This is a genomic window from Paraburkholderia sp. Ac-20347, assembly GCF_017104805.1.
Taxonomy (GTDB): domain Bacteria; phylum Pseudomonadota; class Gammaproteobacteria; order Burkholderiales; family Burkholderiaceae; genus Paraburkholderia; species Paraburkholderia tropica.
In genome coordinates this window covers 1-24,551 of sequence record NZ_JAAGPN010000045.1, presented here as the reverse complement: position 1 = coordinate 24,551, position 24,551 = coordinate 1, and the positions used below count along the sequence as shown (strand labels likewise).

Annotated in this window: 19 protein-coding genes, 2 tRNA genes and 1 pseudogene; 7 read left to right on the top strand and 15 right to left on the bottom strand. The window is 64.2% G+C overall.

Features of this window, described 5'->3' with window-relative positions; genetic code table 11:
* Positions 1 to 122: 122 nt before the first annotated feature.
* Together rnr and G3N97_RS11645 are read right to left on the bottom strand one after the other, a co-directional pair.
* Positions 123 to 2,594: a ribonuclease R gene (gene rnr, locus G3N97_RS11650; protein ID WP_205993351.1), complete on the bottom strand. Its 2,472-nt coding sequence runs from the start codon at positions 2,592 to 2,594 to the stop codon at positions 123 to 125.
* A 205-nt stretch (positions 2,595 to 2,799) separates the two neighbouring features.
* The gene (locus G3N97_RS11645) at positions 2,800 to 2,976 is read right to left on the bottom strand and encodes a hypothetical protein (protein WP_205993350.1); all 177 of its coding nucleotides are present in this window, start codon (positions 2,974 to 2,976) and stop codon (positions 2,800 to 2,802) included.
* A gap of 61 nt (positions 2,977 to 3,037) precedes the next feature.
* On the opposite strand from G3N97_RS11645, the gene G3N97_RS11640 reads away from it, so the two are divergent.
* The 3 genes from G3N97_RS11640 (at position 3,038) to G3N97_RS11630 (ending at position 3,947) form a co-directional block, all read left to right on the top strand.
* Positions 3,038 to 3,124, top strand: a tRNA-Leu gene (locus G3N97_RS11640).
* 219 nt (positions 3,125 to 3,343) lie between these two features.
* A tRNA-Leu gene (locus G3N97_RS11635) sits at positions 3,344 to 3,430 on the top strand.
* Positions 3,390 to 3,947, top strand: a complete 558-nt coding sequence (locus tag G3N97_RS11630) for a hypothetical protein (protein ID WP_205993349.1) — start codon at positions 3,390 to 3,392, stop codon at positions 3,945 to 3,947. The genes G3N97_RS11635 and G3N97_RS11630 overlap by 41 nt, the downstream gene beginning before the upstream one ends.
* Before the next feature lie 36 nt (positions 3,948 to 3,983).
* Here G3N97_RS11630 and oxlT read toward each other — a convergent pair whose 3' ends face one another.
* The 8 genes from oxlT to G3N97_RS11590 all read right to left on the bottom strand — a co-directional run bounded on the left by oxlT (position 3,984) and on the right by G3N97_RS11590 (position 13,496).
* Complete coding sequence (gene oxlT, locus G3N97_RS11625; RefSeq protein ID WP_346778056.1) at positions 3,984 to 5,306, bottom strand: oxalate/formate MFS antiporter; 1,323 nt, start codon at positions 5,304 to 5,306, stop codon at positions 3,984 to 3,986.
* Between the two features lie 85 nt (positions 5,307 to 5,391).
* The gene (locus G3N97_RS11620; protein ID WP_205993347.1) at positions 5,392 to 6,786 is read right to left on the bottom strand and encodes an NAD(P)(+) transhydrogenase (Re/Si-specific) subunit beta; all 1,395 of its coding nucleotides are present in this window, start codon (positions 6,784 to 6,786) and stop codon (positions 5,392 to 5,394) included.
* A gap of 9 nt (positions 6,787 to 6,795) precedes the next feature.
* Positions 6,796 to 8,367, bottom strand: coding sequence for a Re/Si-specific NAD(P)(+) transhydrogenase subunit alpha (locus tag G3N97_RS11615; protein WP_205993346.1), 1,572 nt, complete (start codon positions 8,365 to 8,367; stop codon positions 6,796 to 6,798).
* Positions 8,368 to 8,547: 180 nt separating this feature from the next.
* Positions 8,548 to 8,784, bottom strand: a complete 237-nt coding sequence (locus tag G3N97_RS11610; RefSeq protein WP_205993345.1) for a hypothetical protein — start codon at positions 8,782 to 8,784, stop codon at positions 8,548 to 8,550.
* A gap of 57 nt (positions 8,785 to 8,841) precedes the next feature.
* Positions 8,842 to 9,288: a PAS domain S-box protein gene (locus G3N97_RS11605; protein WP_205993344.1), complete on the bottom strand. Its 447-nt coding sequence runs from the start codon at positions 9,286 to 9,288 to the stop codon at positions 8,842 to 8,844.
* Between the two features lie 120 nt (positions 9,289 to 9,408).
* The gene (gene frc / locus G3N97_RS11600) at positions 9,409 to 10,659 is read right to left on the bottom strand and encodes a formyl-CoA transferase (RefSeq protein ID WP_205993343.1); all 1,251 of its coding nucleotides are present in this window, start codon (positions 10,657 to 10,659) and stop codon (positions 9,409 to 9,411) included.
* Between the two features lie 51 nt (positions 10,660 to 10,710).
* On the bottom strand, positions 10,711 to 12,459 hold the full coding sequence (gene oxc, locus G3N97_RS11595; RefSeq protein WP_205993342.1) for an oxalyl-CoA decarboxylase: 1,749 nt from the start codon (positions 12,457 to 12,459) through the stop codon (positions 10,711 to 10,713).
* Positions 12,460 to 12,776: 317 nt separating this feature from the next.
* Entirely contained in the window at positions 12,777 to 13,496 is a 720-nt protein-coding gene (locus G3N97_RS11590) for a GntR family transcriptional regulator (protein WP_205993341.1), read from the bottom strand.
* Positions 13,497 to 13,731: 235 nt separating this feature from the next.
* Here G3N97_RS11590 and G3N97_RS11585 point away from each other — a divergent pair, with 235 nt between their 5' ends.
* The gene (locus G3N97_RS11585) at positions 13,732 to 14,115 is read left to right on the top strand and encodes a hypothetical protein (RefSeq protein WP_205993340.1); all 384 of its coding nucleotides are present in this window, start codon (positions 13,732 to 13,734) and stop codon (positions 14,113 to 14,115) included.
* Positions 14,116 to 14,218: 103 nt separating this feature from the next.
* Here G3N97_RS11585 and G3N97_RS11580 read toward each other — a convergent pair whose 3' ends face one another.
* Positions 14,219 to 15,958, bottom strand: coding sequence for a long-chain fatty acid--CoA ligase (locus G3N97_RS11580; protein ID WP_205993339.1), 1,740 nt, complete (start codon positions 15,956 to 15,958; stop codon positions 14,219 to 14,221).
* A gap of 119 nt (positions 15,959 to 16,077) precedes the next feature.
* Positions 16,078 to 16,851: an SDR family oxidoreductase gene (locus tag G3N97_RS11575; RefSeq protein WP_074984291.1), complete on the bottom strand. Its 774-nt coding sequence runs from the start codon at positions 16,849 to 16,851 to the stop codon at positions 16,078 to 16,080.
* 332 nt (positions 16,852 to 17,183) lie between these two features.
* Between G3N97_RS11575 and G3N97_RS11570 the strand changes: the two genes are divergently transcribed.
* From G3N97_RS11570 to G3N97_RS11560, 3 genes are all read left to right on the top strand, one after another.
* A complete protein-coding gene (locus G3N97_RS11570) occupies positions 17,184 to 18,593 on the top strand; it encodes a hypothetical protein (RefSeq protein WP_205993338.1) in 1,410 nt (469 codons plus the stop codon).
* 340 nt (positions 18,594 to 18,933) lie between these two features.
* Positions 18,934 to 20,151 carry an MFS transporter gene (locus tag G3N97_RS11565; RefSeq protein ID WP_205993337.1) on the top strand — a complete coding sequence of 406 codons (1,218 nt, stop codon included), beginning with the start codon at positions 18,934 to 18,936 and terminating at the stop codon, positions 20,149 to 20,151.
* A gap of 247 nt (positions 20,152 to 20,398) precedes the next feature.
* Positions 20,399 to 22,174, top strand: coding sequence for an AMP-binding protein (locus tag G3N97_RS11560; protein WP_205993336.1), 1,776 nt, complete (start codon positions 20,399 to 20,401; stop codon positions 22,172 to 22,174).
* On the opposite strand, the gene G3N97_RS11555 is transcribed toward G3N97_RS11560, so the two are convergent.
* From G3N97_RS11555 to G3N97_RS11545, 3 genes and pseudogenes are all read right to left on the bottom strand, one after another.
* Positions 22,171 to 22,443: a hypothetical protein gene (locus G3N97_RS11555; RefSeq protein ID WP_205993335.1), complete on the bottom strand. Its 273-nt coding sequence runs from the start codon at positions 22,441 to 22,443 to the stop codon at positions 22,171 to 22,173. The two genes, G3N97_RS11560 and G3N97_RS11555, sit on opposite strands and share 4 nt — an antisense overlap.
* A gap of 97 nt (positions 22,444 to 22,540) precedes the next feature.
* Positions 22,541 to 24,127, bottom strand: coding sequence for an FAD-binding oxidoreductase (locus G3N97_RS11550; protein WP_205993334.1), 1,587 nt, complete (start codon positions 24,125 to 24,127; stop codon positions 22,541 to 22,543).
* A gap of 6 nt (positions 24,128 to 24,133) precedes the next feature.
* Positions 24,134 to 24,551 (bottom strand): annotated as a pseudogene (locus G3N97_RS11545) (anti-sigma factor); the annotation flags it as partial.

Sequence of the window (24,551 nt, the reverse complement as noted above, 5' to 3'; positions counted from 1 at the left end):
ACGCGCCTGCCTGCGCGCACCGCGAACAAAAATAAGTGCGCCGGTCGTCGTGACCGGCGCGGTCCTGCTGGAACAGCTTCAGCGCGACGCCGGTGCGCGATGCCCACGACGTCGACGCGATTTCAACGCTTCTTGCGCGGCGGCGCCTTCTTGGCCACCGACTTCGACGCCGGACGCTTCTTCGCGGTCTTCGCCGCGCCACGCGCCGCGCGCGCTTCCTTCACGGCCGCCGTGGGCGCGGGTGCGGCTTTCTTGCGGCGCGACTCTTCGCCTTGCGGCATCGAACGCACACGCGGGCCGCCGTCCTGCGCGCCGCGCTCGTGCTGCTGCGCCTGGCCGCCGCGATTGAGCGCGGGCTTGATCGGCGTATCGCGCACGAGGCGGAAGTCGATCTTGCGCGCGTCGAGATCGACGCGGCTCACCTGCACGCGCACGCGGTCCGACAGACGGTAGCGGATGCCCGTGCGTTCGCCGCGCAGCTCGTTCTTGATGTCGTCGTACTGGAAGTAATCCGAGCCCAGTTCCGTGACGTGCACGAGCCCTTCGATGAACAGCGAATCGAGCTGCACGAAGATGCCGAACGACGTCACGCCGCTCACCATCCCGCCGTACTCTTCGCCGAGCTTGTCGCGCATGAAATAGCACTTGAGCCAGGCTTCGACGTCGCGCGAGGCTTCGTCGGCGCGGCGCTCGTTGGCCGAGCAATGCAGACCCAGTTCTTCCCAGATCGCCGTGTTGCCGCCACGCGCGCGCTTGCCGCGCTTCTCTTCGTCCTCGGCCTGCAGCGCGCGGGCGCGCGGCGACAGCGCCGTGTTGAGCTCGACGCCTTCCGGCGCGGCCGGCTGGTACTTCTTGCCCTGCAGGATCGCGTAGATCGCGCGGTGCGTGAGCAGGTCGGGATAGCGGCGAATCGGGCTCGTGAAGTGCGCGTACGCCTCATACGCGAGACCGAAGTGGCCGATGTTGTCCGGGCTGTAGACGGCCTGCTGCATCGAGCGCAGCAGCATGGTCTGCAGCATCTGCGCATCGGGCCGGTCGCGGATGTGCGCCATCAACGCAGCGTAATCGCTCGCGTGCGGCGTGTCGCCGCCGCCGAGCGTGAGCCCCATGCCGCGCAGGAAAGTCCGCAGGTTTTCGAGCTTTTCGGCGCTCGGACCCGCGTGCACGCGGTACAGGCCCGGGTGCTTGTTGCGCTTCATGAAGTCCGCCGCGCACACGTTGGCCGCGAGCATGCATTCCTCGATCAGCTTGTGCGCGTCGTTGCGCTGACGCGGCACGATCTGCTCGATCTTGCCCTGTGCGTTGCAGACGATATAGGTCTCGGTGGTGTCGAAGTCGATCGCCCCGCGCTTCTGGCGCGCCGCGAACAGCGACTTGTAGACGCCATAGAGATTCTGCAGATGCGGCAGCAGCGTGGCGCGTCGCACGGCTTCCGGACCCTTGGTGTTCTTGAGCACGGCGGCGACTTCGGTGTACGTGAGCCGCGCGGCCGAGTGAATCACGGCCGGATAGAACTGGTACGCCTTGATCTCGCCGCGCGCGGTAATCACCATGTCGCAGACGAGCACACAGCGGTCGACATGCGGGTTCAGCGAACACAGACCGTTCGAGAGCTTCTCGGGCAGCATCGGAATCACGCGGCGCGGGAAGTACACCGAGGTGCTGCGCTCGATAGCGTCCACGTCGAGGCCGCCGGCCGGCGTCACGTAATGCGAGACGTCGGCGATCGCCACCAGCAGGCGGAAGCCTTCGCCCTTGCCGACCTGCATCGGTTCGCAATAGACCGCGTCGTCGAAGTCGCGCGCGTCCTCGCCGTCGATGGTGACGAGCGGCACGTCGCGCAGATCCACGCGATAGCGGATGTCGGTCGGACGCACGGCATCGGGCAGCTTCGCGGCTTCGTCGAGCGCGCGCTTGCTGAATTCGTGCGGCACGCCGTACTTGCGCACGGCGATCTCGATCTCCATGCCGGGATCGTCGATGTCGCCGAGCACTTCGACCACGCGGCCGAGCGGCTGCGAATGACGGCTCGGGAAGTCGGTCAGCTCGACCACGACCACCTGGCCGACCTTGGCCTTCTTGGGATTCTGCGTGACGAGAATGTCGTGGCCGATACGCTTGTCTTCGGGCGCGACGATCAGCGCGCCGTTCTCGTTGAGCAGACGGCCGATCACGCTGCGGTTCGCGCGGTCCGTGACCTCGACGATGTGCCCTTCCGGACGCCCGCGACGGTCGTAACCGACGATGCGCGCGAGCACGCGGTCGTTGTGCATGACCTTCTGCATCTCGCCTTGCGGCAGAAACAGATCGTCCTGACCGTCGTCGCGTACGAGGAAGCCGAAGCCGTCGCGATGGCCTTGCACGCGCCCGGCGACGAAATTGGAAGGATGCGCAAGCTGATAGTGACCGCGCGAATCGAGCCGGATCTGCCCGTCGCGCTCCATCGCGGCGATCCGCCTGAAGAACCCTTCGCGCTCCTGGCGCTTGATGGCGAGCGCCTCGGCGATATCGTTCGCGGTGCAGGGCGATTCGCTGGTCCGCAGCACGCCGAGGATCTCTTCGCGGCTGGGAATCGGGTACGGATATTTGCTCAAGGGCTTGTCGATGGTTGTTCTCGTTGCGTGGACGTCGGAGTTTGCGTGGCCCGAGCCTGTCGTGCCGCGCCCCGGTCTTCGAGTGCTGCTATCTACGTGTTCGAGTGTTGCGCGATGCGGCGGCCCCTCCGGTTGAACGTCGAACGCGCGCCGCTCCGCAGGGACTGCTGCGAGGCATTCTAACACCCGCGCACTACGCGACAATTCACGGTGCAGCCTTATGCAGACTCGTTGCCAGCGCCTGCGCGCGGCGCATCTCGAAAGCGGTGTTCAACCGGACCGACGAAGCCGCACTCACGCCGCCGGAAAGCCCCTCAAAAACGTGCGCGCCCCGCTCCTTGAAACATTTTTTCAAAAGACGCTTGACAGCCTCTACGGACACGCTACAATCTCGTTTCTCTGCTGCACGACACAGCGCAGCAGCAAGTAGTAAGCGACACCTTGCCCAGGTGGCGGAATTGGTAGACGCACCAGGTTCAGGTCCTGGCGGTGGCAACACTGTGGAGGTTCGAGTCCTCTCTTGGGCACCAAGATTCATGAAAAAAGCCGGCTTGATGCCGGCTTTTTTCTTTTAGTGTCAGCAGTCGTCGAGCTCGTGCGGCTTTCGCGGATTTGAGGTCTTCTCACTCCGCCCTGCCCTTGGCAAGACATAGATCTTCCTCGAAGCATCGCTTTCGTGGAATTTTCTTGAAAAGATCTGTTGACAGACACCGGGAACGCGTTATAATCTCGGTCTAGCTTGAAGACGTGCCCAGGTGGCGGAATTGGTAGACGCACTAGGTTCAGGTCCTAGCGGTGGCAACACTGTGGAGGTTCGAGTCCTCTCCTGGGCACCACGCTCTTCAGCTAAGCAGCAATAAAGCAGCACCCCGGATTCATCGAAAAAGCCCGCACATGCGGGCTTTTTTGTTTTCCGCGCCTCTTCTCTTCCTTCTTCCCGTCTGCTTCGAACGATTCTCGCGCGCGCCGTATCGATACGCACCCGATACGCTACGGATACGCACCCGATATGTTCCGTGGTATACATTGCGAAAACAGAACTGGAAGCAGCGCCGGGCGCTGCACCACCACGCGCAGGGAGACCTGATGGAATTCGTCGTTATCGCCGCGCTGATCGCCGTGAGCTTCGGCGTCGCGGCGACGTGGCTGATCGCCACCCGCCTGCCCGCCGAATGGATCGAGCGCGGCCAGCATGAAGGAAGGTACGCGTCGCTTTCGATGCCGACTACCGCGTCGCCGTCGACGTCATCGGAATTCGACGCGCGCCGCGTCCAGGCGCGCACCGATACGCGCCGCGTGCGCCGCTCGCGTTTTCGCGCCACCGCCCAGCGGTCCGGCAAAGCGGCCGCCTGAGCAACACGCCCCAGACAAACCGCTCGCCGATAGCGCCTACTCCCGCGAACCGAGCGGTGTCGCCACGAAGGCGCTCTCCGCGCGCTCCGGCGCCGCCGACTCGAAGATCCAGCGCCGCCGCATCGGTTGCAACACGACCTTCGCGCAGACGCCCGCCATCATCGCCACGCAGGCGGCGAAATCGAACACCATGTTCCATCCGCCATGCACGGCGAGCAACGTGGCCACGGGCACCAGCAAAGCCGCCGTGCCTTTCGCCGTGTACAAGGTGCCCGCGTTGCCCGCCGCATAGCGCGCGCCGAAGGTGTCCGCGCAGGTCGCCGGGAAATTCGAAAAGATGTCGCCGTAAAACAGGAACACGAGTCCCGAGAACAGCATGAACAGATACGGATCGTGGCCGAACTCGCGCAGTCCGAGCAGCGCCAGCCCTTCGCCGAGAAACGTGATGAACATCGTGTTCTCGCGGCCGATCCGATCCGAAATCAAACCGCACAAGGGCCGCGTGAAGCCGTTGCAGAGATTGTTGATCGACAGCGTCATCGTCAGCAGCGGCAGCGACACGCTCAGCAGCGTCACCGGCATCGAGGCGAAACCATACGACTTCGCGATCGGCCCGATCTGCGCCGTGGCGATGATGCCGCCCGCCGCCACGCACACGAACATCGCATACATCACCCAGAACAGCGGCGCGCGGACCATCTGCTGCGTCGTGTAATCGGTTTTCGTGGCGACCACGCGCCGGACGCCCGCCGCATGCGCGGGCGGCTTCGGACGCACCATCAGCAAGGCCAGCGCCATGATGCACGCACCTTGCAGGAGTCCGAAGAAAACGAAGGCGGTCTCGTAACCCGAATGCTGAATCATCCGCGAAATAGGGATCACGGTGAGCGCCGCACCCGCGCCGAAGCCAGCGGCCGTCATGCCCGCCGCGAGCCCGCGCCGGTCGGGAAACCATTTGAGCGCGGTGCCCACGCAGGTGCCGTACACGCAGCCCGCACCGATGCCCGAGATCACCGCGGCAACGTAGAGCACCGGCAACACCGGCGCCCAGGCGTCGAGCACCCAGCCGAGCGCCACGCAACACGCACCGCCCATCACGACCGGACGCGGCCCGAAGCGATCGACGAGCCAGCCTTCGACCGGGACGAGCCACGTCTCCGTGACGATGAAAATCGAAAACGCGAGCTGGATCGCCGCTTGCCCCCAATGGTGCCGCGCGTCCATCGGCACGACGAACAGCGTCCACGCATATTGCAGATTGGCGACGAGCCCCATGCAGGCGATGCCGGCCACGAGCTGCACCCAGCGGTTGTGCCGCCGCGCCGTGTAGCCGGCGTCGATGCGATCGGTATGTGCCACGTTGTCTCTCTCCATTCGTTGATGAACCGCCGCGAACGGCGGCTTGCTGCATCACTGCGGACATCACTGCGCAATCAACTCGTCATCATGCGGTTTCCAGTTGACGCAGCAACGCGTCCACGCTGCCCTTCGCGTCGCCGAACAGCATGCGCGTGTTCTCCTTGTAGAACAGCGGATTGTCGACGCCCGCGTAACCGGTCGCCATGCTGCGCTTCGAGACCACCACCGTGCGTGCCTTCCACACCTCGAGCACCGGCATGCCCGCGATCGGACTGCCCGCGTCTTCCTGCGCGCCCGGATTGACGATGTCGTTCGCGCCGATCACGAGCACGACGTCGGTGCTCGTAAAGTCCTCGTTGATCTCGTCCATTTCGAGCACGATGTCGTACGGCACCTTCGCTTCGGCGAGCAGCACGTTCATGTGACCCGGCAAGCGCCCCGCCACGGGATGAATGCCGAAACGCACGCGCACGCCCGCCGCGCGCAGCCGCCGCGTGATTTCGCTGATCGTGCCTTGCGCCTGCGCCACGGCCATGCCGTAGCCCGGCACGATCACGACTTCGGCGGCATCGCGCAGCAGCGCGCTGACTTCGTCCACCGACGTCGCGACCACCTCGCCTTGCGGCGTCGCGCTCGACGTCGATGTCGCCGCGCCGAAGCCGCCCAGGATCACCGAAACGAAACTGCGATTCATCGCGCGGCACATGATGTAGCTGAGAATCGCGCCGCTCGATCCGACGAGCGCACCCGTCGTCACGAGCAGATCGTTGTCGAGCATGAAGCCGGTGGCCGCCGCCGCCCAACCCGAATAGCTGTTGAGCATCGAGACCACCACGGGCATGTCCGCGCCACCGATCGCCATCACCAGATGCACGCCGAGCGCCGCCGCGATCACGCACATGGCGATCAGCGCGTAGAGCGCCTGCGGTGCGTCGGATCCGGCGACGAAGCGATAGCCGAGCACGACGCAAACGGCGAGCGCGAGCGCGTTCATCGCATGGCGTGCGGGCAGCACCAGCGGCTTGCCGCCAAGCGTGCCCTGCAGCTTCAGAAACGCCACGATCGAACCGCTGAACGTGATCGTGCCGATGAACGCGCCCACGTAGATCTCGGTGTCGTGAATCGCGCGCTCGACGCCGGTCGCGGGCCCCGAAGGCGCGAGAAAATTCGCGAAGCCGATCAGCGTGGCCGCAAGCCCGACGAAGCTGTGCAGCACCGCCACCAGCTGCGGCATCTGCGTCATCTCCACGCGCCGCGCGAGCACCGCGCCCACGCCGCCGCCCACCACGGCCGCGACAATCGCAATCTGCAAGCCCGCGCCCGCCGTGACGAGCAAGGTGGCGAGCACCGCGATCGTCATGCCCGCGACGCCATAGAGATTGCCGCGCCGCGCGCTCGCCGGATGGCTCAGGCCGCGCAGACTCAGGATGAACAGCGTCGCCGCGCCGAGCCACGCCATATTGCCGATTCCAGTCAACATGACGCCTCCTCAGGTCCGTTGGAACATGTTCAACATGCGCTGGGTCACGAGGAACCCGCCCGCGATATTGATGGTGGCCACAACAAGCGCGATGCCCGCGAGCACGCTCGCGATCGTGCTCGATCCGCCCGGATGCAGCAGCGCGCCGATCACGATGATCCCGCTGATCGCGTTGGTCACGCTCATGAGCGGCGTGTGCAGCGCGGGCGTGACGTTCCAGACCACCTGATAGCCGACGAACACCGCGAGCACGAACACAGTGAAGTGCGCGACGAATGCGGGCGGCGCGACGGCGCCGAGTGCGAGCAGTAACAGCGCACCAATAATCAGTATGCGTAATGACCATGCGCCGTGTTTACGTGCCTCCTGCGTTGACGGTTGCGCATGTCCTGCCGCCGCCGCAACATGCACCGCCGCATTCGGCGCTGCCTGCGGCTGCGCGGCCGATGTTTGCACGGGCGGCGGCGGCCAGCACAGATTGCCTTGCTGCATGACCGTCGTGCCGCGTTGCACGACGTCGTTCATATCGAGCGTCAATTCGCCGTTCTTGAGCGGCGTGAGATCCATGAGCAGATGGCGCAGATTGGTCGCGTACAACTGGCTCGACTGATTCGCCATGCGGCTCGGCAAGTCGGTATAACCAATCACGGTCACGCCATGCGCCTGCACGACCTCGCCCGCGCGCGTGAGTTCGCAGTTGCCGCCCTGCTCCGCCGCCATATCGACGATCACGCTGCCAGCGCGCATACACGCAGCGGTCTTCGCATCGATCAGACGCGGCGCGGGCTTGCCCGGAATCAGCGCGGTCGTGATGATGATGTCCACTTCTCGCGCCTGCGCCTCGAATAGCGCCATCTCCGCTTCGATGAACTTCGCGCTCATCTGCTTCGCGTAGCCGCCCGTGCCGCCGCCGTCTTCATCGACATCGACGCTCAGGAATTCCGCGCCCATGCTCTCGACCTGCTGGCCGACTTCCGGACGCGTATCGAACGCACGCACGATCGCGCCCAGACCACGCGCCGCGCCGATAGCCGCGAGCCCCGCCACGCCCGCGCCGATCACGAGGACCTTCGCGGGCGGCATCTTGCCCGCCGCCGTGATCTGCCCGGTGAAGAGACGCCCGAAATGCTGCGCCGCCTCGATCACCGCGCGATAACCGGCCATGTTGGCCATCGAACTCAGCGCGTCGAGCTTCTGCGCGCGCGAGAGGCGCGGCACGCAATCCATCGCGAGCACCGTCACGCCGCGCGCCGAACACGCTTCGAGCAGCGCGCCGTTCTGCGCGGGCCAGATGAAGCCGATCAGCGTCGCGCCGGCTTTGAGGCGCTGCACTTCGTCGATCGAAGGCGGACGCACCTTGAGCACGATGTCGGCGTTGCTCCAGAGTTCGAGCGCGTCGTCGACGAGGCACGCGCCTGCTTTGCGATACGCGTCGTCGGGGTAAGACGCGCGCTCGCCCGCGCCCGTTTCGACCTCGATTTCATAGCCGAGCTTGATGAGTTGCGCGACGCTTTCCGGCGTCGCCGCGACCCGGCGTTCGTCTTGCTGCGATTCGCGCGGAACCGCGATCGTCATCGCCATGATGCACCTCCGCGGACGAGCGTTGCGGATGAAAGGGCGAACGGGATCGGCGGCGCGCCAAGGGACCTGGCGCGCCGAAAGCGTGGCCACGACTTCATGAAACGTCTCCTGCTCGATGTTGGAATTCTGTGTGCCGCGGCGCGCCGGGTGCGCGTTGTTGAAGGAGCGACTGAAAGCGCGCTAGCGCGGCGTCCGGCCCGACTGGAGAATCGCGAGCGCCGCTGCGCGGGCGCCTTCGATGGCGGCCGCTTCGCTCGCAAACACGGTCTCGTTGGCGACCTGTTGTTCCGGCAGCAGCGCGTCCGCCTGTTGGGCTTCGGCGGAGTGAATCGCAGCGAACGCGACCCAGCCGCCGTTGTGAATCATTTGACGGGCCGAGAGTTCGACCTCGTAGTGCCCGAGTCTTTCGGTATGCATCGAAGCGCTCCGTGCGGAACTGCGGCTTGAAGGAATAAGAATGACCAATCCGATTGATCAGGATTGCTGATCTTGTGTTTGCAGCCGGGCTTCGAGTTCCGTCACGCGCTTGCGCAGATTGCGCTCCTCCTGGAAACGCGCCGTCTCGTCGCGCACGACCGCGACGATGCCCGTGAGTTCGCCTTGCGCATCATGCAGCAGCGCCACCGTGAAGGCGATCGATAACGCGCGACCATCCTTGTCCACGGCCGGCACGCGCAGCACATCGTTGCCGTAGCGCGTCTGCCCGGTGGCCATCGTCTTGTGATAGCCCTCCCAGTGGCGACCGCGCAGCCGTTCGGGAATGATCAGATCCAGCGTCTTGCCGAGCGCCTCGTCCTGCGTATAGCCGAACATGCGCGTGGCCGCGGGATTCCAGTACGTGATGTCGCCGGCGGCGTCCGAGATAATGATGGCGTCGCCGATCGCATCGGCGAGCTGTTCGAAATCGATGGCGGCTGGCATATCGTTCGTCGTGGGGAATGCGAGTTGATATTCGGATGCGCGACGCGATTGGCAAACGCAAGCGCGCCGCGCACCACACTGCCGATACAGCACTGCTGGATCGCTACATCGAAACGGATATCACACCGCACGCACTTCGTGCAGCGCCGCGATCTGCTGCGGCGTGTAACCGAGATCGGCGAGCACTTCATCGGTGTGCTCGCCGAGCAGCGGCGAGCCCGTGATCTCCGGCTTCAGTTCCGAGAACTTGATCGGGCTGCCCACCGTGAGGTACGAGCCCCGCTCCTTGTGCGGCACTTCCACGATGGTGCCGCTCGCGCGCAGCGACGGATCGTTGGCGATCTCCTTCATGCTAAGCACGGGCGCGCACGGAATGTCGAACTTGCGCAGAATGTCGACCGCCTCGTACTTGGTCTTGTCGGCGAGCCACGCTTCGATCGTCGCGAAGATATCGAAGATATGCGGCTGGCGCGCCTGCGCGGTGCTGTAGTTCGGATCTTCGATCCACTCCGGCTTGCCGAGTGCGCGGCAGATCGGCTCCCACGCGTGGCCCTGCACCGTGAAGTAGATATACGCGTTCGGGTCCGTCTCCCAGCCCTTGCACTTGAGCACCCAGCCCGGCTGACCGCCGCCGCCCGCATTGCCGCCGCGCGGCACGACATCGCTGAAACTGCCGTGCGGATACTGCGGATACTCTTCGAGGTAGCCCACGCGATCGAGACGCTGCTGATCGCGCAGCTTCACGCGGCACAGGTTGATCACGCTATCCTGCATCGACACGGCGACCTTCTGCCCCTTGCCGGTTTTATCGCGGCCGATCAGCGCGGTGAGAATGCCGATGGCGAGATGCATACCCGTGTTGCTGTCGCCGAGCGCGGCGGCGCTGACCGTGGGCGGACCGTCCCAGAAGCCCGTGGTCGACGCCGCGCCGCCTGCGCATTGCGCGACGTTTTCGTAGACCTTGAGGTCGTCGTAATGATGGCCTTCGCTGAAGCCCTTCACCGAAGCCACAATCATCTTCGGATTGAGTTCCTTGATGCGCTCCCACGTGAAGCCCATGCGATCGAGCGCACCGGGGCCGAAGTTTTCGACCATCACGTCCGACTCGCGAATCAGCTTTTCGAGCACTTCCTTGCCTTCCGGCTTCTTGGTGTCGAGCGTGAGCGAACGCTTGTTGCTGTTGAGCATCGTGAAGTACAACGCATCGGCTTCGGGAATGTCACGCAGTTGATTGCGCGTGACGTCGCCCGCGCCCGGACGCTCCACCTTGATCACATCGGCGCCGAACCACGCGAGCATTTGCGTGCACGCGGGTCCCGCCTGAACGTGCGTGAAGTCGATGATCTTGATGCCGTCGAGGGGTTTGCTCATTGCTATCTCCTGGTCTCGGTAGTCTGAAACGACTGTCCTGTACGGTTGGATTTATTTCTTCATCGCCGCGCTTTGCGGATTGAGATTCGTGAGGCGTCCGCTTTCCGTGCCGGCCGATTCGTCGATCACGGCATTGATGAGCGTGGGCTTGCCGGACGCAATCGCGTCGAGCAGCGCCTTCGTGAGTTCTTCGGGCGTGGTCGCCTGATGACCGATACCGCCGAACGCTTCGATCATCTTGTCGTAGCGCGCGCCCTTCACGAACACGGTGGGCGCGACGTCGGCGCCGCCGTTCGGATTCACATCGGTGCCGCGATACACGCCGTTGTTGTTGAACACGATCGTGCAGACCGGCAGGTTGTAGCGGCAGATCGTTTCGAGTTCCATGCCGCTGAAGCCGAACGCGCTATCGCCCTCGATCGCCACGACCTGCGTGCCGCTCGTGACCGCCGCGCCGATCGCGAAGCCCATGCCGATGCCCATGATTCCCCACGTGCCCGAGTCGAAACGCTTGCGCGGCTGGTACATGTCGATGATGCTGCGCGCGTAATCGAGCGTATTCGCGCCTTCGTTCACGACGTTGATATCGGGACGCGTCTTCAGCACGTCGCGAATCGCCCGCAGCGCGCTGTGGAAATTCATCGGCGTGGGATTCTTGTCGAGCGTCGCGGCCATCTTCGCGAGGTTCGTGTTCTTGCGCTCCGCGACGGCGTTGAGCCAATCGGACGAAGGCTTCGGAAAATCCGCGCCCATGCCCGCAACCAGCGCTTCCACGCACGAACCGATATCGCCGATCACCGGCGCTTCGATTGCCACGTTGCTGTCGATCTCGGTCGGCGCGATGTCGATCTGCACGAACTGCTTCGGACCGGCCGCCGCGCCCCACGTCTTGCCCTTGCCGTGCGCGAGCAGCCAGTTCAGGCGCGCGCCGATCAGCACGACCGCATCGGCTTCCGCCAGCACGAACGAGCGCGCCGCCGAAGCCGACTGCTCGTGCGTGTCGGGCAGCAGACCCTTGGCCATCGACATCGGCAGATACGGCACGCCGCTCTTTTCGACCAGCTCGCGGATCTGCGCGTCGGCCTGCGCATACGCAGCGCCCTTGCCGAGCAGAATCAGCGGACGCTTCGCATTCCTGATGACATCAAGCGCGCGCTTCACGGCGTCGGGTGCCGGAATCTGGCGCGGCGCGGCGTCCACGACCTTGATGAGCGACTGTTTCGCCTTCACGGCGTCGAGGGTCTGCGCGAGCAGCTTGGCGGGCAGATCGAGATAGACGCCGCCCGGTCGACCCGAGACTGCCGCGCGAATCGCCCGCGCCACGCCGACGCCGATGTCTTCCGCATGCAGCACGCGATACGCCGCCTTGGCATAAGGCTTGGCCGCGTTGAGCTGATCCATCTCTTCGTAGTCGCCCTGTTGCAGGTCGACGATTTCGCGCTCGCTCGAACCGCTGATGAGAATCATCGGAAAGCAGTTCGTGGTGGCGTTGGCCAGCGCCGTGAGGCCGTTGAGAAAGCCGGGTGCGGACACCGTCAGGCAGATGCCGGGCTTCTTCGTCATGTAGCCGGCAACGGCGGCCGCATTGCCCGCGTTCTGCTCGTGGCGAAAGCCGATGAAGCGCATGCCTTCGGCCTGCGCGAGCCGCGCGAGGTCCGTAATGGGAATCCCCACGAGACCGAAGATCGTGTCGATATCGTTGAGCTTGAGCGCGTCGATGACGAGATGAAAACCGTCCGTCGTTGCTTGCGCCTCTTGCGCAGGGCTGTTCTGCGCGTCGTTGATGCCTGCTTCTGCCATGACGTCTCCTCTTTGGCGGGGCGTTGTGTGATTCGTGATATACAATATTCCACACACAATATTAGTCAAGACGTTTTTTTACGCGGTAGCGGCGTGTTGCAGTGCGAGGTGGCGCGCGGACCTTGTGTCATCGGACTTGCGCCCTTCCGTGCTGATGCGCCACACAAATCTCGCCGGTTTCAAATCCTTCAAACCGCGCAAATTACTTCGTATTCCGTACTATTTAGATAGCGTCCAGACACGCATCAAGACGAATCGCGTATCAATGCGAGCCGTTCATGCGGCGTTCAAATCAAACGTGAAATGACACGCCAAGTTCAGTCGAGAAAGTCGCAATTCGCTTCGACGAACAGCGCGAGGTCGATCGAATGCTGCCGCACGAGGCGCTCGACGCGTTCGGTATCGCGCGCCTCCAGCGCTTCGATAATGCGCATGTGATCCACGATCGATCTCGACGCGCGATCGCTCTGCGCGATCGTCATCCGGCGTATCGCGCGCACATGCATGAAGATGTTCTTGATGGTCTCGATGATGATCGGCGACTTCGACAGCTCCACCAGCGACTGGTGAAACATGATGTTCGCCTCCGAGTATTCCTCGATGTGCTCGGCGGGCCGCGCGTCGTCGAAGTCGGCGAACATGCTGCGCAGGCGCGCGATTTCCTCGTCGCTCGCGCGCTGCGTCGCGAGACGCGCCGCGATGCTTTCGAGCGCGGCCCACATATAGATCATCTCGACGATTTCTTTGCGCGTCTTGCGCAGGATGTAGACACCGCGTCGCGGCACCGTACGCAGAAAGCCTTCCTGTTCGAGCAGCGTCATCGCTTCACGCACCGGCGTGCGGCTCACGCCGAGCTTCTCGGTCAACTCCTTCTCATCCAGACGAATTTCGTCTCGCGAACGGTAGATGTCGGTTTCAGCGATGGCCTGCTTCAATTTTGCGTAGGCCTGGTCGCGCAAAGAGAGCGCGGCGTGAATCGGTTCGAGCGTCAAGGTCAGCGAGGCTGCCCCGGCTTCGTCTTGCATATCGGTGGACATCGGTCGTTTGTCTCCAGCGTTCTATTACGAGTAAGCCGGCACAACTCATCGATTTCATATTTCCAATACAATATATCAGCGATATCGGCAGCACTACGGGGGGTTTACGCGAAGCCTGCACGCGCCATCGCTGATATAGACGATGATTTATATAAATCGAAAAAAACTTTAACTATCGCTTATTGATTGGGGCTTCTACATTGGGTTCACGCCATTCGCGAACCAGGAGACAGCCATGAGCCCCTCACCCGCCCGTCCGCACGTCACCGAGCAAGAGTCCGGTTTGCACACGCAGCTGTGCGCATTCAATTCGGCGTTCGCCGAGCTGGGTTTGCGGTTCCGCTGGGACGCCGCCACGCTCTATGCACTCGCGGCAATCGAAGGCGAAGCGGCGCGCATTGCGAGCTATATCCAGACGCATCATCCGCATCTGCTGAACGCGTACAGCATCGATTTTTTGTGCGAGGCGATTCTCGGCCGCAAGAATGCGCAGGCGCCAGGAGAATGGCGCGCGGAGACGACGCTGCAGCGCGCGGCTCCGAGCCAGCAGGCCGCTGCTGCAACACACGATGGATGGGATTGGAGCGAGCCTGGCTTGCCTGCGCTGGCAGGTGCCTGAGCCCGTCAGAAGCACTCGCTATAGCGGTGAAAACAGCAAGACGCGAACCACCTGGACGCATCCAGACGATTCGCGTCTTGATCGAGTCACAACGCGGCTGGCGTCAAGCCCGCGCGGCGGCCTCGTCTTCCTGCAGCTTGCGCCAGAGGATCTTGCCGCTGCCCGACTTCGGCAGCGTGTCGACGAACTGCACGATGCGCGGCGCCTTGTACGCCGCCATGTTTTCGTGCGCCCACGCGATGATGTCGTCTTCGTTCACGCTGCCGAGCTGCTTCGGATCGAGCACGACCACGGCCTTCACCGTTTCGCCGCGCTTCGCGTCCTGCGTGCCGATGATGCACACCTCCTTGATCGCCGGATGCCGGTACATCAGCGCTTCGACTTCGGCCGGCCACACCTTGTAGCCCGACGCGTTGATCATGCGCTTGAGGCGGTCGGTCATGAAGTAATAACCTTGCGCGTCGCGCCGCACGAGGTCGCCGGTGCGCAGAAAACGCTTGCCGTCGCGCTCGATGAACGCTTCGGCGGTCGCCTTCGCGTTGCCCCAATAGCCGAGCATCACCTGCGGCGCGCTCATGATCAGCTCGCCCGCTTCGCCTTCGGGCACGTCCTCTAGAGTGATCGGATCGACAATGCGCGCGTCGACGTCGAACACCGGAATGCCCAGGCACTGCGGCTTCGGATTCTGCGGCGGATTGATGTGCGTGGCCGCCATCGTCTCCGACATGCCATAGCCTTCGACGAATTCCAGGCCCGTGAGATCGCGCAGTTTCTTCACCACGGCGTCCGGCATCGTCGCGCCGCCGCCGCGCATCCACGCAAGACTCGACAGATCGTATTCGCCGATACGCGGATTCGAAATGAAATCGACCACCATCGTCGAAATAGCCTGCCAGCCGTTGATGCGGTAATGCTCGATCGCGCGCGCGGCCGCATCGCGATCCCAGCGCGGCAGGATCACGATCGTCGAGCCGTTATAGAGCGGACTGTTCATGCCGCCCTGCATGCCGGTCACGTGAAAGAACGGCAGCACGGAAAGCTGCACGGCGTCCTGATTGCTGCCGAACCAGTTGCAGCCGCCCACCGCCGTGCACATCACCGAACGATGCGTGTGCATGCATCCCTTCGGCTTACCGGTCGTGCCCGAGGTGTACGGCATCACGCACAGATCGTCGGGGCCGGCGGTGAGCGGACCCGGCGCGCAACGTGCAGCGAGCACGTCGGCCCAATGCACGACGCCCGGCCCTTCCACCTGGCGCGGCGCGCTCACGAATTCCGGCGGCGGCGACGAAGGCGTGTTCTTCAGATAATCGCTATACGTCGCGACGATCAGGTGTTGCAGCTTGCCTTCCCCCTCGCCCGCCAGCGGCGCGATACGCGGATACAACTCCTGCGCAACGAAGGCCGTCGTCGCCCCGCTGTCCTCGACGTAATGTTCGAGTTCCTCGGTGAGATTCATCGGATTGACCGGCACGACCACGGCATTCGCGCGCAGGATGCCGTAGTACGCGAGCACCCATTGCGGGCTGTTCTGCACGTAGAGCAGCACGCGGTCGCCCGCCTTCACGCCGCAGTGCTGCTGCAGATAACCGGCCACGCGCTCGGCCTCGTCCTTGAACTGCGCGAACGTGACGGGCGTGTCGTAGAAGTAGATGAAGGGCTTGTCGGGGAAGCGCGCCGCCGAGACCTCGGCGTTATAGAAGAGGTTCGTGCCGGGAATGCTCAGATGCGGCGAGAGATGCGCGGGCCAGTGCGGCGAGCTGGGTGCCGTGCCGTGTGTTGCATGGTGCGTCGCGCCGGATGCGCCTGAATCTTGCGAAGCTGCGATGGCGGATGTGGACATGGCGGGTTCCGTCTCCTGGAGCGCGCGCCGTCGAGCGCGGCGCGCGCGTCTTGCAATCGGTCAATCGGCCGCGGCGTAGCGCGGACCGTCCGTGATTTTACTTCGGACTACGATGCGAATCAGACGATGCTCGCGCCGCCGTCGATCGCCAGATACTGGCCGGTCACGTGGCGCGACGCCGCGCTGGCGAGAAACACCACGGCGCCCTTGAGATCGCTCTCGTCGCCCAGACGCTGCAGCGGCGTATGGTCGATCACGCTCTGGCCGAGCTTGTCGAGCAGGCCCGCCGCCATTTTGGTCGGGAAGAAGCCCGGGCAGATCGCATTCACGTTGATGCCGTACTTGCCCCATTCCGCCGCGAGCGCGCGCGTGAAGTTGATCGCCGCCGCCTTCGAGGTGTTGTAGGCGATGGTCTGCATCGGGCCGAGCGAGCCCTTGAGACCGGCGATCGAGGCGATGTTGATGATCTTGCCGCGCTTGCGGGCGATCATGCTGCGCTTGCCCACTTCGCGCGCGAGAAAGAACGGCGCGTTCACGTTCAGGTTCATGACCTTGTGCCAGGCCTCGTCCGGATAATCCTCCGCCGGTGCGCCCCAGGTCGCGCCCGCATTGTTCACGAGAATGTCGATCTGGCCGCACGCCGCGAGCGTTTCGTCGACGAGCTTCGTGGCCGCCTCCGGACGCTGCAGGTCGCTGACGATCGTCATCGCCTCGATCCCACGCGCCTGCAGATGGCGCTGCGCCTCGGCGAGTTCGTCGGCCTTGCGCGCCGTGATCACGACACGGCAGCCCATTTCGCCCAGCGCCTCGGCCATCTGCAGGCCGAGCCCGCGCGAGCCGCCCGTGATGAGCGCCACCTGACCGCCCAGTTCGAACAATTCCCTGACCTGCATGCTTGTGTCTCCTTGATGTCTGTCTGGACCGCTAAGGCCCGGATTGCCCTGAAGCCTGATCCGCGTTCCGCCTGACGGAACGCGTAAAGTCGAGTCGATTCTAGTCACCGCATCTGACGGCGGCAATCAGGAAAAGCACGGTCGTTCATTATCGGCGAAATTGTGCGCGGCGTGCCGGGAAGCTTGCAACGCGCGCGGATTGCCGCGTCGCGTCGCCCCGACGGATGCGGAATGCATCGTTTGCTCTATATAAATTAGGACGTATCCGATGTCCGGCGGCGAGGCGCGTCTCTAAGCTTTTTCTCATAAACACTGAGAATGACGCCCCGCTCATGCACGCAGACCCCGAACACCGACTCGTCGCGGCCTTCGCCGCCCATGCGCGCGCGCCGCTCGATCCCGCCGCGCTGCTCGACATCTGTCATGCGCTGATCGGCGTGCAGCGCGACGAGCAGATGCTCGCGTGGGCCGAAAAAGGGCTCGCGCTCGCGCCCGGCCATGCGGGCTTCGTCCATGCGCGGGCGCGCGCGCTGCGTCTGCTCGGCGAACACGCGCGCGCCGCGCAGACGTGGATCGACGCTGCGCAGACGAGCTGGTCGCCGCTCTTTTACGAAGCGCGGCTGGGCCGCGACCTCTATCTGAGCGGCGAGACGCACCAGGCGATTGCCATACTGGAACGCGCGGTCAACAGCGCCCTGCCCGACGACAATCCCGACAAGCTTCGCGCGCGCAAATGGCTGGCCGAAGCGCTGCTGAGTCTCGGCGACGCGCGCGGCTTCACGCACTGGCTGTACCGCAACCAGGGCGACAGCGGCAACACGCGCCACGCCGACGTGCCGATGTGGAACGGCCAGCGCGATCTGCGCGGCGAGCGCGTGCTCGTCACGCACCAGATGGGCTACGGCGATCAGTTCATGCTTTACGGCGCGCTGCGTCACTGGCGCGACGCCGGCGCGGAAATCATGGTGACCTGCGACGCGCCCATACACAGCGTGCTCGAAGCCTCGCTGCCCGATTGCCGCGTCGTGGCCGCACGCCGCCCGCTGGCCGTCTGCGCGCCAATCGAAGCCTCGCTACTGCCCGACGTTCACGACTTCGCGCCAACCCTGCAGGCCACGCTGCTGCATCTGCCGCTGCTCACCGCGCACGACACGCCGCGCCCCGATCCGTACTTTCCCGCCTATATCCGCGCGCCCGAGTCCGCGCGCGAGAACGGCGCAGCCTGGAGCCAGGCGATGCGCGCGCAGCACCGCGGCAAGCTGCTCGTCGGCGTGTTCTGGGACTGCGCGCAACGGCACAGCCAGACGCTGCGCAGCAAGGAGCGCAACTGGGCGCGCCTGCGCAGCATGCCGCTCGACGCGCTCGAACGCCTCACGACGAATCCGGCGCTCGGCGAACGCGTCCAGTTCGTGAGCCTGCTGCATCCGGGCGTGGAAATGCACGGCGGAACGCCGCGCGGTCACTTCAGTCATTACGCGCCCGCCATCGGCACGTTCGCCGACACCACCGCCTGCATCGAGCAACTCGACGCCGTGGTCAGCGTGGACGCCGGCGTGGCCAATCTCGCGGCGATGACCGGCAAGCCCACCGCCGTGCTCGTCAATCCGACCGGCGAATGGCGCTGGGGCAAGGACGGCACGCACTCGCCCTGGATACGCGATGCGCACGTGCTGCGTCAGCAGACAATGGGCGACTGGTCGAATGTGATCGCGGCTACGCTCGACTGGCTCATGCACCGCTGATCGCCGCGCCGGAAAGCGCTACGTACTCCGGAGCATATCCGGCACTCGATCCGGGTTAACCGCAATTAAAAAATTAATCGAAATACCGGTGCACCACTTGATCAATCCATTCAACATTCAATTACGGCTTCATTTTAATTACATTTAAATTACCAATAAAACAAAACGCTTTCATATTTCCCCATCTTTACCAGGGATTAGTACGGGTTGCGCCCGACATTCATGCAAATGTTTAATGCCGGGCGTACACTCGTACGAAGCTCGCAGCGCGGGGCGAACAGCCACACAGGCCATGCCCGGGAGACGAGGCATGGCGCGGGTAAGACAGGAGAAAAATGAAATGAGCTGGACGCGAGAACAGAAAAACGTAACGATCGCAGCGTATTTGGGGTGGACGCTCGACGCATTTGATTTCTTTCTGATGGTTTTCGTTCTGAAAGATATCGCCACTGAATTCAATACCAAAATCCCGGCTGTCGCATTTGCCATTACGCTCACGCTGGCCATGCGCCCGCTCGGCGCACTGATCTTCGGCCGGCTCGCCGACAAATACGGCCGCCGCCCCACGCTGATGGTCAACATCGCGTGCTATTCGCTGCTCGAACTGCTCACCGGCTTCTCGCCGAACCTCACCACCTTCATCGTCCTGCGCGCGCTGTTCGGCGTGGCGATGGGCGGCGAATGGGGCGTGGGCTCCGCGCTGACGATGGAAACCATTCCGCCGAAAGCGCGCGGCATCGTTTCCGGTCTGCTGCAGGCCGGTTATCCGAGCGGCTATCTGCTCGCCTCGGTCGTGTTCGGCGTGCTGTATCAGCACATCGGCTGGCGCGGCATGTTCTTCGTCGGCGTGCTGCCCGCGCTGCTGGTGCTCTATGTGCGCTCGCACGTTCCCGAGTCGCCGGCCTGGAAGGAAATGGAAAAGCGCGCGCGGCCCACGCTGCTTTCCACGCTGCGTCACAATCTCGGCCTCTCGATCTACGCGATCGTGCTGATGACGGCGTTCAACTTCTTCTCGCACGGCACGCAGGATCTGTATCCGACCTTCCTGCGCGAACAGCATCACTTCGATCCGCATACGGTTTCGCTCATCACCATCGTGCTGAACATCGGCGCGATCGTGGGCGGTCTGTTCTTCGGTTCGATTTCGGAGAAGATCGGCCGCCGCAAGGCCATCTGCATCGCTGCGCTGATCGCACTGCCGGTGCTGCCGCTGTGGGCGTTCTCGGTCACGCCGGTGATGCTCGCGCTCGGCGCCTTCCTCATGCAGATCTCGGTGCAAGGCGCGTGGGGCGTGATCCCGGTGCACCTGAACGAAATCTCGCCGGATGAAGTGCGCGCGACCTTCCCGGGTCTCGTCTACCAGCTCGGCAATCTGTTCGCGTCGGTCAACGCGACGCTGCAGGCATCGCTGGCCGAAACGCACGACCAGAACTACGGCATGGCGATGGCGATCGTCGCCGGCACCGTGGCCATCGTCATTTCCGTGCTGATCCTGTTCAGCCGCGAACGCCGCGGCATCGACATGACGCAGACCGCGAAGCAGGTGAGCACCACCTGAGGTTAGCGAACCTTCGCACAGGGAGCGCGGCGGCGCTGCGCCGCGCGTCCCACGAACGAGCCGTGCCGGGTTATTGCCCGCACGGCTTTTTCTTTGCCCGCACGGTTCTTGCGGCACGCATCGCACAACGCCAAACGCAAAGAGGACACCCACCGAACACGCCGCGTAAAAATGGGGAAAATACGCGTAACGCTCGCGCGCCGCGCGGCGCATCATGGGAGCGCCCTGTCCCGCCCGGAGCCCACGCATGACGCATAGCACGACGAACAATCTGGACAGCACGCCGCCCTTCGACAAGCCCAATACCGATGGCATCTGGTTCGCTTCGTATCCCGACGGCGTGCCGCACGAGGTCGACGTCACGCGCTACACCTCGCTCGTTCAGTTTTTCGACGACTGCACCACGCGCTTTCGCGAGCGCGAGGCCTATGTGAGCGCAGGCTCGCCGATGACCTACGGCGCGCTCGCGCGCAAGGCCACCGCGTTTGCTTCGTGGCTGCAAGGCGCGGGCGTGATGCCTGGCGAGCGCGTGGCGATCATGCTGCCGAACACGCTGCAATATCCGGTCGCGCTGTTCGGCGCGCTGAAGGCGGGCGCAACGGTCGTCAACGTGAATCCGCTCTACACGGCGCGCGAACTCGAACATCAGCTCAACGACAGCGGCGCGCAAACCATCGTCGTATTCGAGAGCTTCGCGAAGACGCTCGCGGACGCGCTGCCCGGCACGCGCGTCGAACGCGTGGTCCTCACGCAACTGGGCGATCTGCTCGGCGAAGGGCTCAATCTGAAGGGCCGCTTCATCAACTTCATGCTGCGTCACGTGAAGAAGGTCGTGCCGCCCTACTCGCTGCCGGGCGCCGTCTGGTTGCTCGACGCGCTCGAACAAGGCGCGCGCGCACCGCGTGCGCCGGTCGCCGCCGCGCGCGACGATCTCGCCTTCCTGCAATACACGGGCGGCACGACCGGCGTGGCGAAAGGCGCGATGCTCACGCACGGCTCGATTCTCGCGAACGTGCTGCAAGCGAAGGCCTGGATCGCCGATCAGTTGAACGCCGACGCCGAAACCGTGCTCACGCCGCTGCCGCTCTATCACATCTATTCGCTCACCATCAACGCGCTGATTTTCATGCTGCTGGGCGGACGCAACATCCTGATCGCGAATCCGCGCGACATGAAACGCGTGATGAAAACCATCCGCCACGAACATTTCAGTTGCATCAGCGCGGTCAATACGCTCTACAACGCGTTTCTCGACAACGAGGAATTTCGCGCGCGCGACTTCTCCGGCCTCAAGCTCGCGATGGCGGGCGGCATGGCCACGCAAAAGGCCATCGCCGACCGCTTTCGCGCCGTCACGGGCAAGCCGATCGTCGAGGGTTACGGCCTGACCGAATGTTCGCCGATCGTCACGCTCAATCCCGTCGATCTCGATCATCTTCAGGATTTCGCCGGATCGATCGGCCTGCCCGCGCCGTCCACGCAAGTGCGCTTTCGTCGCGACGACGGCACGTGGGCGGGTATCGGCGAAGCAGGCGAACTGTGCGTGAAAGGCCCGCAGGTGATGCGCGGCTACTGGAACCGTCCCGATGAAACCGCCAAAGTGTTCGTGAGCGACGGCTGGCTCACGACCGGCGATATCGGCGTAATGGATGCGCGCGGTTATATCCGGCTGATCGACCGGAAAAAAGACATGATTCTCGTCTCGGGATTCAATGTCTATCCGAACGAGATCGAAGACGTGATCGCAACGCATCCCGGCGTGCGCGAAGTGGCCGCGATCGGCGTACCCGATCCGGTGCAGGGCGAGCGCGTGAAGGTGTTCGTGGTGAGGCGCGACGCCACGCTCTCCGCGGACGCCTTGATCCAGTATTGCCGCCAGCAACTGACCGGCTACAAGGTGCCAAGAATGGTGGAGTTTCGCGACGCGCTGCCGCAAAGCAATATCGGCAAGATCTTGCGCCGCGAATTGCGTGATGCGGAAATCGCGAAGCTTGAAAAAGACGATGCGTCGCGAACTGGTTAGGTTTCCGTATTAATTATCTTCGACGACACATTCACGACAACGCAACCGCGCGATAGCGCGAGCCGTTCGAGCACGAAGCGCTCCGAATCGCACAGCGCGCACAACATCAGCACGCCCTCGCCGACGCACGCGAGCCGCGTGTACCACAACGCGCCGATATCGTCGTCAACGGCGAACGTCATCATGCCCGCACGGGCGGCATGACGCGCCAGCGCCACGCCGCGCGCGAGTCGCAAATCGACTACGGCAATGCGCGCGCCACGCTGCAACGCCGCCTGCGATCGACGTATCCAGATCGTGCAACACGCAGCGTACACGCCGCATGACACACCGATAAACCTGCGCCGCTTCATCGTCATCGCCTCTTCAGGTATAGCCGCGCTGCGCGCGCCACGCTTGCGGCCAGACGCCCTGCTTGCCCGGCGACAGCACGCCTTGCGGATCGAGCGCGTCCTTCACGGTTTCCGCGAGGCGCAGCAACGCGCCATCGTTGAAGCTGTACTGCGCCGCCGCGTAATCCATATAGAGCAGATGCGAGCGGTACACCCCATAACCGGCCGCGCGCGCATCGCTCATCAACGCGCGCAGCAGATCGCCCGCGCGCGCCGCTTGCGGATGCGGGGCGCGCGGAAAAATCGCCGCGAACACGTGATGCAGATAACGCCCCGCGGCCGAGAAGCCGCCGTAGTAATCGAAGCCGTATTCGACCGCGCGCGCCTTGACGAGCGCGTACTGGCGCAGCGCGTCGCGACCGTCGGCGGGACACAGCGGCGAGAAGTCCACGTGCGCGCCATCGTCGCCCAGCCAGTCGAGCATGCGAAACGCGCTCATCGACGGGATGCCCGCCATGTTGCGGTCGCCGCCGCCTTGCGGTTCGTCCTTGCCCGCGTAACGCCGCGCGACGAAACGAACGCCCCGCACCTTCTCGAACGCACGCTCGACGATGCGCCGTTGCAGTTCGATCACCTCGGCGTCGCCGTAAAGCGCGTAGTGCAGATTCCAGCGCCCGATATCGAGTTCGCGCTGCATGCGTGCAACCGACGCCTCGGGCATCGCGCCTTCGCCGTCGTACCAGCGCGTGCGTGGCGCGAGACCGGCGGCGCGGCGGATCGCGCCTTCGATCACCGCATGCTGGCGTATCGTGCCGCTCAGTTGCAGCTCGCGCAGCGTATCGACGAGCGCGCCCAGATCGTCCTCGCGCGCGAACTGGATTTCGCCGATCACATACGCGCTCGGCACGGGCATTAGCCAGAGTCCCATCTTCGTGACGATGCCGTAGTTCGATTGCGTGAACAGCGCGTCGAACGACGGCCCGTAACCGGGTCGATAGAGCGTCCATGCGGTGCCGATGTCGAGCGCGCCCATGCCGGTGCGCACGACGTCGCCGTTCGCGAGCACCACTTCCATACCGCATTGCGCCGCTGCGTGATCGCCGTATTCGGTGTAGCCGAAGCCGCGTTCGAGCGTGTTGCCGATCACGCTGCCCCATCCCGACGCGGGCGGATCGACCCACAACGCGAGACCGCGCTCGCGCAGATGCGCGTGCAGATCGAAGTAGCTCACGCCCGGTTCGACGAGCGCCCACGCGAGGCGCTCGTCCACGTCGAGAATGCGGTTCAGCCGCTGCAAGTCGAGCACGACCGAGCCGGACAGGCGCGGCGCCGCGCCGCCGTAGGCGAAATTGCGGCCCGTGGAAACCGTCCACAACGGCACGCGCGCCGCATTGGCTACGCGCAGGATCGCGCGGATTTCGTCGACATTTGCGGGCAGCACGGCGGCACTGGGCGCGAAGGCATCGTCGCCCGGCAAGAGTGCGAATGGATCGCGATACGCCGCCAGCGCCGCGCCGCTACGGCATATGTTAGGAATCCCGACAATCGTTTCGAACGACGCGAGCGCGCGCGAAAGTTCTGCCGCGCTCATGCCGGGCGGCCGTGGCGTGTCGGCGGCCATGAAACGTCACCATTGCGCCGACGTGCCGCCAAGCGCGCCGCACACGTCGTAGGCAATCGTACGCAAGCGCCCTTCCGTCGCCGGGCCGGACAGCGCGTAGCCCATGCTGTCAGTGCTCCAGTAGAAGGTGCGATGGGCGCCGTCGCGCAGCAGATGCACGGCGTCGCGCTCGCGGCCCGAGACGCTCACGTAGAGCGTCAGGCGTTCGCCGGCGTCGTTCTGATACATGAACTGCGCCGCCGGTCCCGCCGCGCCCGGCAGCAGCCGCCCGCCGACCAGCGCGTAGCCGTACTCGCCGAGCGACGGAATCTGCAAGGGCTTGCCCAGGCGTTTGGAGAGCCAGGCGACGAGGTGCGCCTCGTCGGCCGCGCCGACTTCCACGGGATGACGCACCTCCGGCGAATACACGGCATAGGCCACATCA

Coding starts and splice junctions, on each gene's coding strand:
- G3N97_RS11620 (WP_205993347.1), bottom strand. CDS start 6,786: ATGTTGACTGGAATCGGCAATATGGCGTGGCTCGGCGCGGCGACGCTG.
- G3N97_RS11615 (WP_205993346.1), bottom strand. CDS start 8,367: ATGGCGATGACGATCGCGGTTCCGCGCGAATCGCAGCAAGACGAACGC.
- G3N97_RS11610 (WP_205993345.1), bottom strand. CDS start 8,784: ATGCATACCGAAAGACTCGGGCACTACGAGGTCGAACTCTCGGCCCGT.
- G3N97_RS11605 (WP_205993344.1), bottom strand. CDS start 9,288: ATGCCAGCCGCCATCGATTTCGAACAGCTCGCCGATGCGATCGGCGAC.
- frc (WP_205993343.1), bottom strand. CDS start 10,659: ATGAGCAAACCCCTCGACGGCATCAAGATCATCGACTTCACGCACGTT.
- oxc (WP_205993342.1), bottom strand. CDS start 12,459: ATGGCAGAAGCAGGCATCAACGACGCGCAGAACAGCCCTGCGCAAGAG.
- G3N97_RS11590 (WP_205993341.1), bottom strand. CDS start 13,496: ATGTCCACCGATATGCAAGACGAAGCCGGGGCAGCCTCGCTGACCTTG.
- G3N97_RS11585 (WP_205993340.1), top strand. CDS start 13,732: ATGAGCCCCTCACCCGCCCGTCCGCACGTCACCGAGCAAGAGTCCGGT.
- G3N97_RS11580 (WP_205993339.1), bottom strand. CDS start 15,958: ATGTCCACATCCGCCATCGCAGCTTCGCAAGATTCAGGCGCATCCGGC.
- G3N97_RS11575 (WP_074984291.1), bottom strand. CDS start 16,851: ATGCAGGTCAGGGAATTGTTCGAACTGGGCGGTCAGGTGGCGCTCATC.
- G3N97_RS11570 (WP_205993338.1), top strand. CDS start 17,184: ATGCACGCAGACCCCGAACACCGACTCGTCGCGGCCTTCGCCGCCCAT.
- G3N97_RS11565 (WP_205993337.1), top strand. CDS start 18,934: ATGAGCTGGACGCGAGAACAGAAAAACGTAACGATCGCAGCGTATTTG.
- G3N97_RS11560 (WP_205993336.1), top strand. CDS start 20,399: ATGACGCATAGCACGACGAACAATCTGGACAGCACGCCGCCCTTCGAC.
- G3N97_RS11550 (WP_205993334.1), bottom strand. CDS start 24,127: ATGGCCGCCGACACGCCACGGCCGCCCGGCATGAGCGCGGCAGAACTT.